Annotated in this window: 15 protein-coding genes and 1 tRNA gene; 7 read left to right on the forward strand and 9 right to left on the reverse strand. The window is 50.5% G+C overall.

The features are described 5' to 3' along the window. Positions 1-969 precede the first annotated feature (969 nt). Positions 970-1,044, reverse strand: a tRNA-Val gene (locus ALIPUT_RS11485). 976 nt (positions 1,045-2,020) lie between these two features. Between ALIPUT_RS11485 and ALIPUT_RS11490 the strand changes: the two genes are divergently transcribed. Further along, positions 2,021-3,109, forward strand: coding sequence for a DUF4435 domain-containing protein (locus ALIPUT_RS11490; protein ID WP_004330169.1), 1,089 nt, complete (start codon positions 2,021-2,023; stop codon positions 3,107-3,109). A gap of 373 nt (positions 3,110-3,482) precedes the next feature. Further along, entirely contained in the window at positions 3,483-5,144 is a 1,662-nt protein-coding gene (locus ALIPUT_RS11495; RefSeq protein WP_004330171.1) for a recombinase family protein, read from the forward strand. 64 nt (positions 5,145-5,208) lie between these two features. Here the strand turns inward: ALIPUT_RS11495 and ALIPUT_RS11500 are convergent, their stop codons facing one another. Then, positions 5,209-6,048 (reverse strand): ParB/RepB/Spo0J family partition protein, encoded by an 840-nt coding sequence (locus ALIPUT_RS11500; protein ID WP_004330172.1) that lies wholly within the window; start codon positions 6,046-6,048, stop codon positions 5,209-5,211. A gap of 179 nt (positions 6,049-6,227) precedes the next feature. Between ALIPUT_RS11500 and ALIPUT_RS11505 the strand changes: the two genes are divergently transcribed. Beyond that, on the forward strand, positions 6,228-7,616 hold the full coding sequence (locus ALIPUT_RS11505; RefSeq protein WP_004328501.1) for a transposase: 1,389 nt from the start codon (positions 6,228-6,230) through the stop codon (positions 7,614-7,616). Between the two features lie 387 nt (positions 7,617-8,003). Here ALIPUT_RS11505 and ALIPUT_RS11510 read toward each other — a convergent pair whose 3' ends face one another. Both ALIPUT_RS11510 and ALIPUT_RS11515 read right to left on the reverse strand, forming a co-directional pair. Continuing rightward, positions 8,004-8,348, reverse strand: coding sequence for a hypothetical protein (locus ALIPUT_RS11510; RefSeq protein WP_004330173.1), 345 nt, complete (start codon positions 8,346-8,348; stop codon positions 8,004-8,006). Positions 8,349-8,424: 76 nt separating this feature from the next. Next, a complete protein-coding gene (locus tag ALIPUT_RS11515; RefSeq protein WP_004330174.1) occupies positions 8,425-8,994 on the reverse strand; it encodes an HdeD family acid-resistance protein in 570 nt (189 codons plus the stop codon). A 187-nt stretch (positions 8,995-9,181) separates the two neighbouring features. Here ALIPUT_RS11515 and panC point away from each other — a divergent pair, with 187 nt between their 5' ends. From panC to ALIPUT_RS11535, 4 genes are all read left to right on the forward strand, one after another. Beyond that, positions 9,182-10,018, forward strand: a complete 837-nt coding sequence (gene panC, locus ALIPUT_RS11520) for a pantoate--beta-alanine ligase (RefSeq protein WP_004330175.1) — start codon at positions 9,182-9,184, stop codon at positions 10,016-10,018. Beyond that, positions 10,015-10,374, forward strand: a complete 360-nt coding sequence (panD, locus tag ALIPUT_RS11525; protein ID WP_004330176.1) for an aspartate 1-decarboxylase — start codon at positions 10,015-10,017, stop codon at positions 10,372-10,374. Before panC ends, panD begins: the two co-directional genes overlap by 4 nt. Before the next feature lie 223 nt (positions 10,375-10,597). Next, positions 10,598-11,110, forward strand: coding sequence for a DUF456 domain-containing protein (locus tag ALIPUT_RS11530; RefSeq protein ID WP_004330177.1), 513 nt, complete (start codon positions 10,598-10,600; stop codon positions 11,108-11,110). A 12-nt stretch (positions 11,111-11,122) separates the two neighbouring features. Continuing rightward, the gene (locus ALIPUT_RS11535) at positions 11,123-14,035 is read left to right on the forward strand and encodes a M16 family metallopeptidase (protein ID WP_004330178.1); all 2,913 of its coding nucleotides are present in this window, start codon (positions 11,123-11,125) and stop codon (positions 14,033-14,035) included. A 206-nt stretch (positions 14,036-14,241) separates the two neighbouring features. Here the strand turns inward: ALIPUT_RS11535 and ahcY are convergent, their stop codons facing one another. From ahcY to ALIPUT_RS11560, 5 genes are all read right to left on the reverse strand, one after another. Further along, entirely contained in the window at positions 14,242-15,651 is a 1,410-nt protein-coding gene (gene ahcY / locus ALIPUT_RS11540) for an adenosylhomocysteinase (protein ID WP_040293983.1), read from the reverse strand. A gap of 153 nt (positions 15,652-15,804) precedes the next feature. After that, positions 15,805-16,179: a riboflavin kinase gene (locus tag ALIPUT_RS11545; protein WP_004330180.1), complete on the reverse strand. Its 375-nt coding sequence runs from the start codon at positions 16,177-16,179 to the stop codon at positions 15,805-15,807. Between the two features lie 4 nt (positions 16,180-16,183). Continuing rightward, positions 16,184-17,290, reverse strand: coding sequence for an AI-2E family transporter (locus ALIPUT_RS11550; protein WP_004330181.1), 1,107 nt, complete (start codon positions 17,288-17,290; stop codon positions 16,184-16,186). Between the two features lie 33 nt (positions 17,291-17,323). Continuing rightward, complete coding sequence (locus tag ALIPUT_RS11555; RefSeq protein ID WP_004330185.1) at positions 17,324-17,989, reverse strand: phosphatidylserine decarboxylase family protein; 666 nt, start codon at positions 17,987-17,989, stop codon at positions 17,324-17,326. Positions 17,990-18,008: 19 nt separating this feature from the next. After that, complete coding sequence (locus ALIPUT_RS11560; RefSeq protein ID WP_004330186.1) at positions 18,009-18,872, reverse strand: phosphatidate cytidylyltransferase; 864 nt, start codon at positions 18,870-18,872, stop codon at positions 18,009-18,011. Between the last annotated feature and the right edge of the window lie 20 nt (positions 18,873-18,892).

Below are 18,892 nucleotides of genomic sequence, written 5' to 3' on the forward strand. Positions count from 1 at the left end.
CGGGGATTTAGGAGAGATGCAAAAACCGGTCCGCATTTCCCTACAATCGAAACGAAGATACAAATTTTTCCCGAAAAAGGCAAAATTCTTTGCGAAAAACCACGAAACGAAGCGGAATAACGACCTGCCCGGATAATTTCAGCCGTTTCACGACCGATTCCCGAAACACCCCGAGCAGCGACCGGGACACCGTCTGCACGCAAAAATCACCCCGACGTCGCTCCTCCCCCGACAACCTGGACAGCCGGGAGGAAGCCCGCCAACAGTCAAAAGGAAAGAGGAAGGGAAGGCAAAACGACCCAATCCCCAATCGCCGAAACGACCTGCCCGGAAACTTCTGCCCGGATCAGCTACAAAATGCGATAGGCTCCAAACGTCCCCGAACAAAGGTATCCCGGCAAGAGTTCGTCGAACCTTCCGGAGCGCCCCACAGCCCCTGCCATGAACAGATAGCCCAATATCCGGCAGACCTTGTCTTCTAAAAATAACACTAACAGAAATCGTCCTGCCTGCCTTCTTCAGCAGGCACAAAAAAACGGAAAGGAGTCTTCTCGACTGCTTTCCGCCTTCGGAGGTTACCCTCCTAAACTACTAACCCAAACTTAAATAAATGAAGAAACCTCGCCGGAATCAGGCTATTGCTCCGACCCGGCTCCTTCAGAAAAACAAAACACGTGCCAAAAAACCGTACCGGTACGAACGGATTCCCGCACGCGTTCAAATGTTTTAAACGAAATTTCCTCGCATTAAACGACTTAATACTTTTGATGTATAAATAAAATACTAAAATCCTCGTTTAGAACAAACCGAAGCATCGAAAAAATCCTACTTTTTCACATCCTACGTAAAACCAATGCCATCACATTCATTCCTCCGCAGATCCTCTTCTCAAAGAACACCTTCTCGTAAAACCAGCAATAAAAAAGCCACTCAAAAAATTGAGTGGCTTTCATCCGATTTTCGATTTTGTGGGAGCTGAGGGATTCGAACCCCCGACCCTCTGCTTGTAAGGCAGACGCTCTGAACCAGCTGAGCTAAGCTCCCGTTAAAAATGGCTCGGGACTGCAAAGGTAACCATTATTTTCTTTCCTCCAAATTTTTCAAAAAATTCACAAGAAGAAAATTTCCGCACCACTCTCTCAAACTACCTTTCGCAACCTTCGCGCATCGCGTCCGTTTCCCATTCGGGATTCAACGCGATGCAAATATAAGGATTTTCTCCGAAACAACGCACAACAACCGTTATTTTTTAACGAACCTACTAAAATACAACCAGATCATCTCCTATTTCAACTCTTTCTACGATTACTATTACTCCTTTCAATCGTTCTTTTCTTTTAAGATCTCGTTCATCCAACCCGACAAAATCGATCGGACATGCGCACAATGCTTGTTCCGACAAATAATTTTTACTTCAACGGTCCAAATAGATAAGCCTCGGGAATCAGAAGGTTTCCGGGCATGCTCATAGTTACGAGCTAAGTTAAAGACTGATAAACCCGGTTCTTGCCCATAATGCAAGAAATAGAACAATAATAGTAATAAAACAGAACATCAAAATATAATTATTGAACGGGGAAATCCAATCCGACTCTTTCGACTTTCTTATTCCTTATATTTTATGAAATTCTCCTTTTTCGTATAAGTATTCTCCCGGAGCTAAATTAGCAACTTGATTTATAAAATCCGTGAAATTGCAAAAGAAAGACCTGATGCTATGACTATTACTTCCTCCCGACTTTATGTAATAGATAGCATGAAATCAAAACATATTTTTCGAACGTGATTATGTACTTTAGGAACCTCTTTGAGAACCGAGCTTCCTAAGTCCCCTCCCAAGGAGGGAATTCAGGGGAACGTCGGTATTACAGACACGGCCCGGGCCGCGAATAAGCATCCTGCGGATTCGATGCTGCGACCATCGGATAAAGGGGCATTGAAAAATATAATTGACTTCGGCAGAATAAAACAAACAAGTTTGTTTATTCTGCCCTCATTTTTACTACCTTTGTAAAACGACATGAGAAAAATCACCGATAAACTGCGGCGGATCAATCCGTTTGCCAGGAAAAACGACGGTCCGCTGCCCCGGCCGCTACCGGGCGACCCGTCGCTGCGAGTCGTGAAGGTCTTCGTCGAAGGTTATGAGGACGTGGCTTTCTGGCGGGGCGTCTTCGACTGTTTCTCCAATCCTTACCTCTATTTCGAAATATCGGTGCCGACCCGCAAAGACCTGCCCAAAGGTAAGAAGGTGCTGATGTCGATGATTCCCGAATCGTCGGAGAGAATGTTGCTTTGCGTGGATTCGGATTTCGATTTCCTGTTCAACGGAGCGACAGAGCAATCGCGCCTGATCCGCGACTCACGGTATATGTTCCATACTTACACCTATGCCACGGAGAATTACCTCTGCTATGCTCCCTCGCTGCACAACGTCTGCGTCAAGGCGACCAAGAACGATACCCGAATCTTCGATTTCGAACGCTTCATGGCCGACTATTCCCGCACGATTTACCGTCTTTTTCTCTGGTATGCCTATTCGGCGAAGCTGTCGGACGAGCATGTGTTCACTCTTGTCGATTTCAAGTCTTCGGTAAGGCTCAACTACCTCGATTTGGAGGATAACGGGGCCCGGACGATCGCCTGGTTACAGCGCAATGTCGCCCGCCGCGAGCAAACGCTCGCCAGCAAGCATCCCAAACAGGCGGCGGAGTTGGACGATTTCGCCGCACAACTCGGTCGGCTCGGGGTAACGCCCGAAACGACCTATCTCTATATGCACGGGCACACGTTGATGGACAACGTGGTGATGGTGCTACTGGAAACCGTATGCGAAAAACTGCGTCAGATGACTGCGGCGCGAATCACTGCCTCGAAAAAGGAGGGCGTGGCGCTGAAAAACGAAATGAGCAATTACACCAATACCCAGCGATCGATCCGGGACGTGCTGCTCGACAACGAGAATTATCAGGACTGCCCTCTTTTCAAACGGCTCTACCGGGACATCGAGCGGTATATGGTACGTACGATCTGGCGGATGAAACAGCAGGGCGAGGTTCCTGCCTCCGAAACGATTTTTTCGATCGTCCGCGGCTTTCGGCGACGGTAAACGTGCGTTCGGGCACTACCAAAATGCCAAAAATTAAAACGGGCTGCCTAACAAGTCCGATTCTAACATTTTCACCTCTGTCAGAATGCACTCTGACAGGGGGGGGGCTTTCAATTTCACGGATTTGTTAGACAATCTTTAATTAATCTTTCACATTGTAATAAAATGGATAATCTTGTAGTTCTATTTTTGCTTGTTTTTTTGAAATTTTTACAAGAGGAAGTTCATTAATCCCATCTTTCATGATGGGATATAGTTTATTCCCCCGAACAAGGTAGCGATCTCTATTATCATCTGTACATATAGCAATCAATTTTGTCGCAGATTAACAAAAAAAACGTTAAATTTGCGCTAAAGATTGATTGACAGCGTTATGGAAAAATCGAAAAGAGTAGTCGGTTACGCCCGTGTTTCGACGGAGGCACAAGACATTACCCGTCAAATTGAACTTATTACGGCCTATTGTAGCGACCGAAATTATCATCTAATCAAAATCATTCAAGAGAAAATTTCGGGAGCCAGAAAGGACAGGAAAAGTCTAAATGAACTTTTAGATGTGGACGATGCGGTCGCCGATATGATTATCGTGTCGGAACTCTCCCGTTTATCGCGTGAAGATGATATTTTATCCGTTCTTTCAACGATAAACGAACTTTTGAAACAAGGTGTCGATATTCTGTTTTTGGATAAGCAAGACCGCATTTATAAGGCTGGAACTATTTTATCCCTTTACGACATCATTACGCTGTCAGTAGAAGCCAAAGCAAGTGCCGACGAACGCTACAAGATTGCAGGTCGGATGCAGACGGGTTTACGCTCCAAACTGGCCGAGTTTAGCAATATGTTTGCAGGCGGTACGGTTCCTTTCGGCTACAAAGTCATTCACAATCCCGATTACAAACTGAACCAAACGCCTAAAAACCTGCTTGTCGTCGATGCCAAAGAAGCCGAAGCGGTAAAATACCTTTTTCAGCAGCTAATCGACGGCAATACGATACGGCAGACTGTAAGGGTTTACAATAAATTATACCCTTACAAACTCTCTTATTCGGGCATCTGCCGCATTATCCGCAATCCCAAATACAAAGGGGAGATATACCGACGGGGAAAATTGTACGGCCAAATTCCCGAACTGCAAATCATCACGCCCGAAGATTTCGACAAGGCCAACAAACAGATGCGTGAAAACAGCCTGTTTCAAAGCAATGCTCCGAAATACTATAATCCGCTGAAAGGTTTGCTGTTTTGCCCGTGTGGATGCGGTCTTTACATGAAACCCAACCACAACAGCTATCTAATCTATCGTTGTTCAAGTGCTTATAACGACAAACAGAAATGCGAAAATTACGGCGTCAAATGCGCTTATATCCTATCGTCCGTTTGGACTTGTGTAAAGGAAACCTTGCACACCGAGGAATACAAGCGTTTCAATACCCAGCGGGCAAATGAATTGCAGGGGATAAACAAGCAGATTCGGGAAACAATCACCCGAAAAGTCAATAGCGTCGATGAACTGAAAACGCAATCGGCATCGTTGATTGCCAAAATCAAGAAACTGAATAATGATGACCTTATTAATGAATTGGAAACCGATTATAATGTGCTTTGCAAACAAATCAAGCAAACCGAGCAGGAAATTTCCGAACTGAACGGACAGATAGCCGAAAACGATGCCGAAATAAAACGGAACGTGGAGCAGAAAGATTTTAGCAAGATGGAGCAGTCGGCCTTATACAAGGAAAAATTGCAAAAGGCCGTCTATCATTCCCTCTCTGCCATGCGTGGCATTTTGGAAATAGTCTTTAAGAACGGCATGACACGTTACGTGCTGATTAAAAAGCACCGAAACGGCGGAACCTACCTTTTGCCCGATACGTTCAAAGGCGACATGGAGCGTAAACAAATTATCGTTCCGTCCTTACGAACCGACAAGGATAATCCCTATTCAGCCCAGCCGATGAATTTGCGCTACACGTTCGACGAATTTTTCAAAGCTATGCCCGTCGAAGAATACGAGATCCCGATAACGGAATGAAAAAAGAGGGCGATTGCTATAATGGCAATCGTCCCCTTTTCGGTTCGGCTAAACGACCGAACAATTAAAGATGTTCCCGTAACAGATCAAGGATTACTTGTTCTTGTGTCTGCGTAGAGGTTTTGCGGGCATTTTGGATTTTATCCGCCTGCCATTGGGCAAGTTTTTTTAATTTCTCCTCTATTTCAAGCGTGTAGGCCGCAGCATCTTCGGCTACATTGTAACCGTCTTGGATGAATGAAATCAAATACTTTTTAGCGAGGAATTTAGCCGTGAATTTTTCACTTGCCGCTTCAAACCATTTGCGGCTCTTGGCACACCACCCGTCAGCCTCTTGCAGACATTGGGGCATTTCACGGGTTTTAAGACTTGCCACCAAATCTTTGGCTTTGAGTTTGTTGTTGCCACACGCCCAAAGCGAGATTGTCGAAAGCGGGAAATTGCGTCGTTGCAATTCCATAGCAAAATCAAAGGCCGCATTTGTTTCCTTAATGGCCATTGCGGGGGCTGCCATGTAGTCGGAACCTTTCCACGTTTTCGTGCAAATGTTCATTTCGGCAATGAGTAATGCAATGGCAATCTTTTTATTCAGCGGTTCAATGACTACTAAATCTTCAAGCGGCAAGCCTAATTCAAGGTAGGCTTTCAGACGGTGCTGACCGTCCAAAACAGCGTAATAATCCTTTGCATGTTCATCGGCAATATCGTTGCCGTCCAAATCGGTCAGATGACCGTTTGATTTTATGACCTCTTCACCGTTCACCGCCGTAATGGGACACAATATCCCATGCTCGGAAATAGAATCCTTTTTTACTTTAATTGCTTTTTCGTCGGTAGGACGATTACCTTTAATAAACGCGAATTTATTCGCATCCGAAACGTTCAGAACATTCAACTTATTCATCGTGTTTTGTACTCCTTTTACAGAGGGGCTTAAATTAGGGACAGTCGCGAAATAGGCTTAAAATTATAACAAATTGATTGTCAATGTGATAAAAATTTCATATCTTAGCTACAGGAATTAAAAATTCCTCCGAACACCCTGGAAAAGTGACTTTCGGAGGAAATGAGCAAAAATAACTCATGGCAAAAGTACGAAATTTATCTGACATTCAGCAAGAGATTGCATTTACAGAGTTTGATTTTTATCAGCGATACGAAGAGAGCTTCAAAACATCGGAACTTGGACGGATCAAGTCACTTCTTCCTCTTCGAGAGATGGCGATATCGTTCGGTTTAGTAGAAGAGAAGCCGAAGAGTTTGAGAGTGAAGCGAGGACGAAAGTCCTTCTTCACACCTGAGGGCAAGGTGGCGTTGGCGTTCTTGAAGATGTATACAGGATTGTCAGCTCCGAAGCTGATGGATGCGTTGAATGGAAACATCCATTATCAGATCTTCTGCGGGATCAGGATCAGTCCTGAGAACCAGTTGACAAACTACAAGCTGATCGACAGCATTCTGGTAGAATTGTCCAAGAAACTGAAGATTCAGGAGCAGCAGAAGGTACTTGCAGATGCATGGAAGCCGTACATGAAGAACCTTGATACTGTCTATACAGATGCCAGCTGCTATGAAAGCCTGATGCGCTTTCCAACTGACGTGAAGTTGCTTTGGGAATGTGTAGATAGAGCATACAAGATGATGTGCGGTATCAGTTCTCAGCTTGGTGAGCATCGAATGAGAACAAAGTACAATGATATCGACAAGGCGAACCTGGCATATAGGAAGCAGCGCAAACATACTCATAAGCAGACCAGAAAGATGATAATGAGACTGCTTGCATTGCTGGGCAAGATACTGGGAGAAATCCGCAGACAGATGCGCGTCCATCCGGATGAAGAACTATTGAATTACAAGCAGTTGGATATGCTTGAGACTGTCACAAGGGTATATCGTCAGCAGAAGAACCACTTCAAGAGTGGTGACTCTCGTGAGAGTATCCCTAACCGTATTGTAAGTCTCAGCAAGCCTTACATCAGACCGATAGTCAGAGGCAAGGAGACCAAGATAGTCGAATTTGGAGCGAAGTGCAACAACATATTGATTGACGGAATATCGTTTATTGAGAAGCTATCATTCAATGCATTCAATGAAGGAACGAGACTTAAGCACTGTGTGTCATTGTCGAAGAAACTTACAGGCGTTGATGTAAAAAAGATAGGTGGCGACCAGGGTTACTCGGGTAATGACAACAGAACTTTCTGCAAGGAGAATGGTATTGAAACCTCATTCACTCAGAAAGGACGAACTGGAAAGAATGAAGTTAAGAACGCTACTAAACGAGAACTTGCACGCGTTCGAGCTACAGCAATGGAAGGCTCTTTTGGAACTCAGAAGGAGCATTATGGTCTGCGAAAGATTGCTGCAAGGATAAAATCGACAGAGATCATGCTGATCTTCTTCGGTATCCACACAGCAAATGTGGTAAACCTTGCAAGACGAGAGTCAGTCCAAGTAGCTCTTGCAGCCTGATGTTCCACGCATGGAACACGACTTTACGGGAGTGGTAGCTCCAGACGTGACTGAAAATGAAAAAATCGGCCCTAAAAACAGAGCCGATGATATAAAAAACGATGAGTATGATCGGAAAAATAAGGGAAAGTCTGCTGGTTAATTCAAATTGAAGGAATTAAATGACTATCCCTAAATTAATTAATTTATGAACTCGGGGCCGAACGATCAAAACCGCCCCTCCTTCGGATGAATAAAAGTAGTTCTATTTTTTAACTGCAATCATATCATATAGTAATGTACCATTATCTAATGGTCACCTATTCGTGACTTGGGTGCATCTGTAATTCTGCTACCGCGGGCCCTCCCCGGAGAGGACTCGAGACACTACGCCTCCAAGGAAGTACATCAAATAATATCTTGAAAAGCCGCTTCCGACATCCGTTCAAGGACCGTATCCGTTTTGGAAGCAGATAGTGGGCTCCGTTTTATCGGGCCGTATTCGACAGCCCGCATATTCAACCGCACAAGCCCTTCTCCGTTTATTTCATTCTTCAATACTATAAATTCCCTGACGCTTCCTCTCTCCCGGCAGAAAACGGCACGCCGCGACACCTCTATTTCAAGTCTTTTCTTAAAATTATTGTAAAGATAAACAAAAAAATGAAACCAACGGCTATATTCTAACAATTTTTTGACATAAAGAACAAAAGACAGATCGAAGACATTCTGATCGTGCTGCCGGGAATTCATCGGGAATCTGTATAAAAAACGCTTCGGCCCGGCAAAATATTGCCAGGCCGAAGACGAATCGGAACATTATCGACCGTTACAGCTCCTTGCGCAACCGCCGCAGAGTGACAGCGTGTGCAATCAAATCGACACCGGCCAGCAGCAGGGACAATCCCACCCAGAACACGACTACACCGACACCGATAATCGGATTGAACAGAACGAGAAACGCGGAAATAATCACGAGAATACCCAGCGTCATCGTCCAGCCGGCGCCCTTGATACCCACACCCATCATCTCGCTGGCGACGCCGACGGCCATGAATCCCCGGAAGAGGAGCCAAAAGCCGAGCACGAACGGCAGGATCGTGAAGAGCATCGACGGGGTGCACAGCAGCAGGATACCCAGCAGGATTTCGATTACACCGCCTGCGATGTACCATCCCATGCCCGACCCGGTGGGAGCCTTCGTACCCAAATACAGTTCGAAAGCGCCCGAGAGAATCACGACGATCCCGAACAGCACGGAAAGCGCGAGATAAGTGCCGCCCGGCTCGAAAAAGACGACGATGCCCACGATGAAGAAAATAATACCGAGCAACATGGAGAGCTGCCAATTGTCGATGGAGTGTCGGAATCGACCGACATCATAAATTTTATCTGCCATAATAATACGAATTTAAGTTTCTACCTGGTATCCGCAAGAAACCTGCCAAACCCGGAATCGCCTTTCGACCGCATGGATTCGGAGAGATGGAGCGCTCTTCCCATTTTTTGAATTTTTCTCTTCCGATTCTTAATTGTTATTTCTACCTTTGCCGCCGTCAATACGACTAACTTTTCAAACCAAGAAAATGGAAACAATCACAAACAGCGAGGAACTGCGCCGGGCACTCGGCAGCCGGAACCGGTCCGGCATCGGATTCGTCCCGACCATGGGTGCGCTCCACGCAGGACACCGTTCGCTGGTTGAACGCGCACGCCGGGAGTGTGCGACCGTCGTGGTGAGCGTATTCGTCAATCCGACACAATTCAACGACAAAACCGACCTGAAAAATTACCCCCGGACCCCGGAAGCCGACCTGCGCCTGCTCGAAGAGGTCGGTGCGGACTATGTTTTCATGCCTTCGGTCGAGGAGGTATATCCCGAACCCGACACCCGCACGTTCGACTTCGGCATGATCGACAAAGTGATGGAGGGTGCGACCCGACCCGGCCACTTCAACGGCGTGGCACAGGTCGTGAGTCGGCTTTTCGATCTGGTGAAACCTGCCAAAGCCTATTTCGGCGAGAAGGACTTCCAGCAGATCGCGGTAATCCGCGAAATGGTACGCCAACTGCGCATTCCGGTCGAGATCATCCCCTGCCCGATCGTGCGCGGAGAGGACGGGCTGGCGCTTTCGTCGCGCAACACCCTGCTCGATACGGATCACCGGACGGCGGCCCCTTATATATATAAGGTATTGAAGGCTGCGGTCGAAAAATCCCATCAGACGACACCCGACCAGCTCGCAGCCTGGGTTACGGCACAGGTAGAGAGCAATCCGCTGCTGAAAGTAATCTACTTTCAGGTCGTAGATGCGGCGACCATGCAGCAGGTCCGCACCTGGGAAGAGAGCCCGGCTATACAGGGCTGCATCGCCGTACAGGCCGGAGATATTCGTTTAATCGATAACATCAAATTGCGATGAAATTCCAGATCGAAGTTCTCAAATCCAAAATACACCGCGTTTCGGTCACACAGGCCGACCTGAACTACGTGGGCAGCATCACCATCGACGAGGAGTTGATGGATGCGGCCAACATGATCGAAGGCGAAAAAGTACAGGTACTGGACGTCGATAACGGCGAACGCCTCGAAACCTATATTATCAAAGGAGAGCGGGGCAGCGGTGCGATCTGTCTGAACGGCCCTGCCGCACGCAAGGTGCAGGTGGGCGACGTCGTAATCATCGCCTCCTACGCCCTGCTGGATTTCGAAGAAGCCAAAGCCTTCAAGCCCTGGGTGATATTCCCGGATACGAAAACCAACAAGCTGATCCGGTAGAAAACTCCGGCAAACGATCGAAAATCCTGCCCCGCAACGGCAGGATTTTTTCATACGCGGTACGAACCGTCAAAAATGCCCCTAAATATTTGGTGACGCAGTCGATAACCCATATATTTGCATAAAAGTTCCCGAAAAGCGAGGACATACGCCAAACAAGTTCGGCACAGCCTGACGGAGAACCGAAAAAAACGATGCAACCTATTTTGCCGGCCGCATTTTTATGGACATAGCGCTTTCGATCGCAGCATTCCTGTTTTCGATCACAGGCATCGTCGGATGTATCGTTCCGATCATCCCGGGCGTAGCGTTGAGCTACGTGGGATTACTCTGCGCCTCCTTTTGCAGCTATTCCGAAATATCGTCCGCGACACTTTGGATCTGGCTGGCCGTGACAGTGGCCGTTTCGGTCATCGACTACTTCCTGCCCGGCTATTTCGCACGTCTGGTGGGCGGTACGCGGGCAGGGTCGATCGGGGCGACCGTCGGCATGATCGCCGGATTTTTCGCGGGCGGATTGGTCGGCGTCATCCTCGGCCCTTTCTTCGGCGCGGTCATCGGCGAGCTAATCCACGACCGCAGCGACTCGGCCAAGGCGTTCCGTTCGGGCTTCGGCTCTTTCCTCGCCTTCATCGCAGGTACGGGATTGAAGCTCGTAGCCGCCATCTGGATGATCTGCCTCGTCTGGTCGGACACCTACCCTGTCGTAAAAAACTGGATCGTAACAACATTCTAAAATATAAACCGTATGAAAAAATTTCTGTTATTAATCGCGGCAACGGCCTTCGCGCTGCTTACCACGGCCTGTACCGATTCATCCGGGTACACGTACGAAACGGTCAAGAACGACCCGCTCAAGACCCGTATCTACACGCTGGATAACGGACTGAAAGTCTATATGAGCGTCAATAAGGCAGAACCGCGCATCGAAACCTACATCGCCGTGAAAGTCGGCGGCAAGAACGACCCGAGCGAAACGACCGGTCTGGCCCACTATTTCGAACATCTGATGTTCAAGGGCACCCAACAGTTCGGCACGAGCAACTACGAAGCCGAGAAGCCCCTGCTCGACCAGATCGAACAGCTCTTCGAGGTTTACCGCAAGACGACCGACGATGCGGAGCGTGCGGCAATCTACCGTCAGATCGACAGCATCAGCTACGAAGCTTCGAAATACGCCATCCCCAACGAGTACGACAAACTGATGTCGGCGATCGGTGCTCTGGAAACCAACGCCAACACCTCGATGGACCGGACGGTCTATATCGAAAACATTCCTTCGAACCAGATCGAGAACTGGGCCAGGATCCAGGCCGACCGCTTCAAGAACGTCGTGATCCGCGGATTCCACACCGAGCTCGAAACGATCTACGAGGAGAAAAACATGTCCCTGACGGACGACAACCGTAAGGTTTACACCACGATCGGCGAAGTGCTCTATCCGAACCACCCCTACGGCAAACAATCCGTACTCGGCACGCAGGAACACCTGAAAAACCCGTCGATTACCAACGTAAAGAACTATCACACGCAATATTACGTGCCCAATAACATGGCCATCCTGCTTTCGGGCGACTTCGATCCCGACCAGATGATCGCCACGATCGACAAATATTTCGGCGATATGCAGCCGAACGAGAATATCCCGCAGCTCGCCTTCGAACCCGAAGCCCCGATCACCAAACCCATCGTCAAGGAGGTTTACGGTCCCGACGCCGCGAACGTAACGCTGGCATGGCGCACGGACAACGCCGCATCGGACGATGCGGAATACCTGCTGTTGGCCAGCCGGATCCTCTACAACGGACAGGCCGGCATGATCGACCTCGACCTGATGCAGCAACAGAAAGTACTCGACGCCTTCTCGTACCCGGATCAGCGGGCCGACTACGGAGCCCTCGTGCTGCAAGGTCTTCCGAAAGCGGGTCAGACCCTCGACGAGGTCCGGGATCTGTTGCTCGCAGAGGTAGCGAAACTCCGCAACGGCGAATTCAGCGAAGAGCTGATCAAGGCGGTCGTAAACAACCTGAAAGTATCGACCATGCGCGAGGAAGAGACGAACGTGGGACGTGTCGAAATGTACCTTTCGTCCTTCTACAACGACATTCCCTGGAGCGACGAAGTGACCAAGCTCGACCGCATCGGCTCCATCACCAAGGAACAACTGGTGGCCTGGGCCAATGAAAAACTCGGCACCGAGAATTACGGCATTATCTACAAACGCCAGGGAGAGGACCCCAGCGTGCAGAAGATCGCCAAACCGGCCCTCACCCCGATCCAGATGAACCGCGACACCCAGAGTGCATTCCTGACCGAAATTCAAAATTCGACGGTAACTCCGATCGAACCCGTATTCGTGGATTTCAACCGCGATATGGAGATTTTCAAAACCGATTCCAGCCTCGAAGTCCTCTATAAGAAAAATGACATCAACGACCTTTTCTCGCTGACCTACCTCTTCGATACCGGCGTGCTGAACGATCCGGCGCTCAACAATGCCTTCGCTTATATCGACTACCTCGGCACCCAGGCCAAGACAGCTGCGGAGATCGCATCCGAACTCTACGACATCGCCTGCTACTACGACCTGTCGGCCAGTCAGAACCGCTGTGCGATAACCTTCAAGGGATTGAGCGAAAACATGGGACAGGTCATGGATATCTTCGAAGACCTGGTAGCCAATGCACAGGGCGACGAAGAGATTCTCGCCAACTACAAGGCCGACCTGCTGAAAAAACGTGCAGACAACAAACTGAACCAGGAAGCGAATTTCGCAGCCTTGCAGCGTTTCGCCTTCTTCGGCGGAGAAGCTATCCAGCGCACGACCCTCAACAACGAGCAGCTCGAAGCGCTCACGTCGGACGTACTGATCGGCAAGGTCCGCGACCTGCTGAAAAAGCAGCACACCATCCTCTATTACGGTCCTAAGGACAAAGCCGGGCTGCTCGCCGACCTGAAAGCACACCACCAAACGCCGGAAGTGCTCGAACCGCTGACTCGGGGAAATATCGCGTTCCAGCCTACGGAACAGAACAAGGTCTGCCTGGCCAACTACAACGCGCCGCAGCTCTACTTCCTCCAGTACTCGAACCTGGGCAAAAAATTCGACGTAGCGGTCGATCCCGCTCTGAAACTGTACAACGAATACAACAGCGGCAGCATGGGAGCCATCGTCTTCCAGGAGATGCGCGAATCCCGCAGCCTGGCTTACATGGCCTTCACGGAGTGGATCAATCCGAGCTACCTGGACGACAATTATCTTTTCGCAGCGATCATCGCCACGCAAAACGACAAAATGGCCCAGGCCATCGACGCATTCGATGAGATCATCAACAACATGCCCGAATCGGAAGCAGCCTTCAAACTGGCCAAAGAAGCCGTACTGACCAATCTGCGGACCTCGCGTACGATCAAGGACGAAGTGCTCTGGAAATACATCGCCAACAAAGATCTGGGCGTAACGGAAGACCGCAACAAAGCCATCTTCGAAAAGGTCCAGGACATGACCTTCGCCGACCTCAAAGCCGCCCAGGAACAGTGGATCAAGGACCGCAAATACACCTATTGCATCCTCGGCGACCTGAAAGACCTCGACCAGGATTACCTGCGCAAGCTGGGCACGGTACAGATCGTGAGCCAAAAGGAGATGTTCGGCTATTAATTCCACCGACCCGATCATTCAAAACGTCTTCGGATTTTTCCGAAGACGTTTTTTATCCTCCTTTCCCCGGAGGCAAAGCAAGCGGTACGTCCTGTTTCGGATGCACCTTACTCGACCAATCGCCCGCAGCCCGAAACAATAAACCCGGCGTCAGATAAACTGACGCCGGGTTTATTTTCGGGCACCGAACGGAACCCGATCTATTTTTAATACCGATAATGCTCGGCCTTGTAAGGACCCTCGACCGGTACGCCGATATAGTCGGCCTGTTTTTTCGTAAGCTGCGTAAGCTCCACACCGAGGTTATCCAGATGCAGCCGGGCAACCTCCTCGTCCAGATGTTTAGGAAGACGATACACTCCCACCTCCAGTTTCTTCTGCCACAACTCGATCTGCGCCAGACACTGGTTAGTGAACGAATTGCTCATCACGAACGAAGGATGTCCCGTAGCGCACCCCAGATTCACCAGGCGACCTTCGGCCAGGATAAAGATCGAATGGCCGTCGAGGAAGGTGAACTTATCCACCTGCGGTTTGATGTTGGTACGCACGGCATCCGAAGCCTCAAGACGGGCCATCTGGATTTCGTTATCGAAATGGCCGATGTTGCAGACGATGGCCTGATCGCGCATCCGCTGCATGTGCTCGAGCGTGATGATGTCGCAGTTTCCCGTGCAGGTCACATAAATATTACCCTCGGCCAGAGCACTCTCGACGGTCTTCACCTCGAAACCCTCCATCGCGGCCTGCAAAGCGCAGATCGGGTCGATCTCCGTAACGATGACCCGGGCTCCGTACGAACGCATCGAACGGGCGCAGCCCTTGCCGACATCGCCGTAACCGCAAACGACCACCACCTTGCCGGCAATCATCACGTCGGTCGCCCGCTTGATACCGTCCGCCAGCGACTCGCGGCAACCGTACAGGTTGTCGAATTTCGACTTGGTGCAGGAGTCGTTCACGTTGATCGCAGGAACGAGCAGTTCGCCCGCCTCCTGCATCTGATAAAGGCGATGCACGCCGGTCGTCGTTTCTTCGCTCACACCCCGCCACTCGGCTACCGTTCGGTGCCATTTGCCGTTATCTTCGGCCAGAATCTTCTTCAGCGTATCGAGAATGACCTCCTCCTCGTAAGACGACGGTTCGTAATCCAGCGTCGAAGCGTCGTTTTCGGCCTTGTATCCTTTGTGGATCAGCAACGTGGCATCGCCGCCGTCATCGACGATCAACTGAGGGCCCTTCCCGCCGGGGAACGACATGGCCATCGCCGTACACCACCAGTACTCGGGCAGCGTTTCGCCCTTCCACGCAAAGACGGGAACCCCCGCTTCGGCGATGGCCGCCGCCGCATGGTCCTGCGTCGAAAAAATATTGCACGAGCACCAGCGCACGTCGGCGCCCAGCTCGACCAGCGTTTCGATCAACACGGCGGTCTGAATCGTCATATGCAGCGACCCCATGATACGCACGCCCTTCAACGGTTTCTGCGGGCCGTACTTGCGGCGTATGGCCATCAGTCCGGGCATCTCGTGCTCCGAAATCTCAATCTCTTTCCGGCCCCATTCGGCCAATGACATATCGGCCACTTTGTAAGGCAGGGACAAATCCAAAAACATACTTTTTATCATTTAATCAATTATACATAATCTCTTGCCGAATCGTCGGCTCTCGTCGGCCGCATTGCGACACCGACTCCCGCCGAAGGGAATCGAAGCCACAAAGCGGTAAACACGGCCTCCGGCCGAAAAACGGCATAAACCGCCGCACGGTCATCGCCGCCGATTCTCCGAACTCAAAATACAGCTGCGATCCCGTTCGATCTGGCGCTGCAACTCCTCCAGCGAATCGAACTTGCGCTCGTCGCGGATCTTACGCCGCAGCTCGACCCGGAGTCTCCGACCGTAGAGATCGCCCGAAAAGTCGAAAATATGGGTTTCGAGATGTCGGGGACCTCCGCCCACCGAGGGGTTGCTCCCCAGATTCGACATGGCCTTATACTCCACACCGTCGATCTCCACATAGGACTCATACACTCCGCTTTCGATCGTATCCGCATCCGCAACCTCCATATTGGCGGTCGGAAATCCCAACTCACGGCCCAGTTGCCGTCCGTGCATCACCTCTCCTTCGATCCAGACAGACATAGCCTCAAATCTTTTCGGTCAGCTTGCGCACCAGGGAAATCTGGGAGAAAAACTCCTTGGCGAAAACCCGCAGCACGGTATAAAGCGGTATGGCCAGCAGCATGCCTATCACCCCGGCCAACGACCCTGCAATCAGGATCACGAGAAATATCTCGAGCGGCTGCGCCTTGACCCGCTCGGAGTAGAGCGTCGGTTGCAGCACGAAATCATCCAGCCCCTTCAAAATCAACAGCGATCCTGCAATGACCAGCATCGTATGGCCGATCGACATCCCTTCGATCGGGGTGATGATACCCATGCAGACCGAAACAGCACCGCCGATGGTCGGACCGGCGTATGGCACGACGTTCATAACCCCCATGATAAGACCGATGAAAAAGGCATCCTGCGCCCTCATGCCGAAAGCCATCATCACCAGCGATACGGCCAACATCAACAGGAAGCTCTCGGCCAAAATCCCCCGAAAGTAGCGGAACAGAAGCACTGTAACCGAATTGAGGGCATGCGTCACGTTCTGTTGGTATCGATCCGGGAAAAGTGCCGTTACCATCGCATAGAAAAGTCCGTCGTCCCGCAGGAAAAAGAACGTGATGAACGAAATCGAAAAAAAGGCGATCACGCTCGAAACGGCCAAACTCACCACCGATGAAAACGCCGTATTGATCGTGTCGAAATTAATCAGCGACTGCAGGAACAAGATCAGCGTGTCCTTGAACGACACCTGGGTTTCGGGCAACGAGAAGAAGTGAGTGAGATAATCCTGAATACGCTGCAGCGGCTCCTCGACAGAAGTCAGCACCGTCGAAAAATCGAGGTGCGCCAACTGGTAGAGCTTGTTGGTCACCAGCGGCACGAAAAGCCCGCACATCACCGCGAAAACGATCCAGATCACCAGCAGCGTAACGAGCGCTCCGCACCAGCGCGGCACACGCCATCGCCCGATCCGACCTCGGGATATCCGGGCTACCAGCGGGCGTCCCATAATGGCCAGCACCGCCGAAACCAGAATGTAGATCACGATGGAGCTGAAGTACCACATCAAAAAGAGGACGACGGCCGTAATGGCCGCCCCCACCGTAAAACGAAGCAATGTTTGAGGTGTAATACTCATACGTACCGCAACGCGAAAACCGCCGCCAATAAGTTACTTCAACCGGGCGATGGGAGTTTGCGATCCCACGACAGGATCCCCGATCTCCACGAGCAGTTCGGTATCCTTCGGCAGAAGGATGTCGATGCGGGAGCCGAACTTGATGAACCCGCAAACCGAATTTTGCTCCACCTTCGAGCCGACTTTCATATAGGAAACGATACGACGGGCGATCAGACCCGCAATCTGACGGAAGAGCACCTCCTTGCCGTCGGGGGTTCGCACGACGGTCGTCGTCCGCTCGTTCTCGGTCGAGGACTTGGGATGCCACGCCACCAGGAAACGCCCCGGATGATACTTGAAATACTCCACGGTACCTCCGACCGGCACCCAATTCATGTGAACGTTGGTAATCGACATGAAGATCGAAATCTGCAGCATCTCCCGATCGAGGTATTCGCTCTCGTGCACCATTTCGGTCACTACGACCCGGCCGTCGCACGGAGCGAAGACCAACTCCGCATCATGGATCTTCACACGCCGCGGCTCCCGGAAAAATGCCACGATAAAGAACCAAAACAGCACAAGCAGAATGGATCCGAACCAGAGCAGTCCCGCTTCGGCATGGCGCGACATCAGATAGTACATCAGCGCCCAAAGCAGGAAACAAACGACTCCTGTCAGCCCGATAATCTTGTAGCCTTCCTTGTTTATTTTCATATTCGGATAGTAAGTTTTCTTATGAAATATACAGCAATACCAGATAAGCGACCACGAACGGCAACGAGAAAATGAGCGCATCGAAACGGTCGAGCCAACCGCCGTGCCCCGGCAGAATATTGCCCGAATCCTTCACGCCGGCCGCACGCTTGAACATCGACTCGATCAAATCTCCCAACACACCGCTCACGGCAGCGATCGCAGCTAAACAGCACCACAGCCAATAGCTACCGTCGAGCCACCATGCGGCAAGGCAACCCATGGCGATCGCACCGACGATGCCGCCGAAGAACCCCTCCCACGACTTGTTGGGCGAAATCCGCTCGTAAAGATGATGTCGGCCGACGCTGACCCCCACCAGGTAGGCGAATACGTCGTTGGCCCAAATAATGAAGATGTAGGCCAAAATCACCCAGGGATTCCAGCCACCCTTCCCCGTCAGCAGAGGCAGATAGGCCATCATCGACAAAGGCACGGCCACATAAAAGACACCTCCGAGCGTCGCCCCCACATCGGCGGCGGGGCGGGCACGCTTGAGGAACAGTTCGCAGACGAACATCAGTGGTATGAGCAAAATAAAAACCGGCAACAACCACAAGAGGACGGAAAGCGCTCTCGGCAACAACGCCACCTGCTCCGCAGAAACCGCCAGCAGGAAACTCGCCACGAAAAGAGCCGTACCCGTAACCAGTCCGAGCCATTTGAGAGGGTAAATATCCTCCCGGCGGGCCATCCGGTAAAACTCCCACATACCGCCGATGAGAATCGCCAGCAACAGCACTCCGAAACTCCACTGCGACCAAAGCACCGCTCCGACTACCACGACAGTCAGGACGGCACCGCTCAAGGTTCGCACCAGAAGATTCCTTATTTTATCAGACATAATTCAACCTTTTTCGGGTA

This window comes from Alistipes putredinis DSM 17216 (genome assembly GCF_000154465.1).
GTDB classification, from domain to species: domain Bacteria; phylum Bacteroidota; class Bacteroidia; order Bacteroidales; family Rikenellaceae; genus Alistipes; species Alistipes putredinis.

What these genes read in the sequence shown, in the direction of transcription:
- ALIPUT_RS11490 (WP_004330169.1), top strand. Translation starts at nt 2,021, where the DNA reads ATGAGAAAAATCACCGATAAACTGCGGCGGATCAATCCGTTTGCCAGG.
- ALIPUT_RS11495 (WP_004330171.1), top strand. Translation starts at nt 3,483, where the DNA reads ATGGAAAAATCGAAAAGAGTAGTCGGTTACGCCCGTGTTTCGACGGAG.
- ALIPUT_RS11500 (WP_004330172.1), bottom strand. Translation starts at nt 6,048, where the DNA reads ATGAATAAGTTGAATGTTCTGAACGTTTCGGATGCGAATAAATTCGCG.
- ALIPUT_RS11505 (WP_004328501.1), top strand. Translation starts at nt 6,228, where the DNA reads ATGGCAAAAGTACGAAATTTATCTGACATTCAGCAAGAGATTGCATTT.
- ALIPUT_RS11510 (WP_004330173.1), bottom strand. Translation starts at nt 8,348, where the DNA reads ATGAATTCCCGGCAGCACGATCAGAATGTCTTCGATCTGTCTTTTGTT.
- ALIPUT_RS11515 (WP_004330174.1), bottom strand. Translation starts at nt 8,994, where the DNA reads ATGGCAGATAAAATTTATGATGTCGGTCGATTCCGACACTCCATCGAC.
- panC (WP_004330175.1), top strand. Translation starts at nt 9,182, where the DNA reads ATGGAAACAATCACAAACAGCGAGGAACTGCGCCGGGCACTCGGCAGC.
- panD (WP_004330176.1), top strand. Translation starts at nt 10,015, where the DNA reads ATGAAATTCCAGATCGAAGTTCTCAAATCCAAAATACACCGCGTTTCG.
- ALIPUT_RS11530 (WP_004330177.1), top strand. Translation starts at nt 10,598, where the DNA reads ATGGACATAGCGCTTTCGATCGCAGCATTCCTGTTTTCGATCACAGGC.
- ALIPUT_RS11535 (WP_004330178.1), top strand. Translation starts at nt 11,123, where the DNA reads ATGAAAAAATTTCTGTTATTAATCGCGGCAACGGCCTTCGCGCTGCTT.
- ahcY (WP_040293983.1), bottom strand. Translation starts at nt 15,651, where the DNA reads ATGTTTTTGGATTTGTCCCTGCCTTACAAAGTGGCCGATATGTCATTG.
- ALIPUT_RS11545 (WP_004330180.1), bottom strand. Translation starts at nt 16,179, where the DNA reads ATGTCTGTCTGGATCGAAGGAGAGGTGATGCACGGACGGCAACTGGGC.
- ALIPUT_RS11550 (WP_004330181.1), bottom strand. Translation starts at nt 17,290, where the DNA reads ATGAGTATTACACCTCAAACATTGCTTCGTTTTACGGTGGGGGCGGCC.
- ALIPUT_RS11555 (WP_004330185.1), bottom strand. Translation starts at nt 17,989, where the DNA reads ATGAAAATAAACAAGGAAGGCTACAAGATTATCGGGCTGACAGGAGTC.
- ALIPUT_RS11560 (WP_004330186.1), bottom strand. Translation starts at nt 18,872, where the DNA reads ATGTCTGATAAAATAAGGAATCTTCTGGTGCGAACCTTGAGCGGTGCC.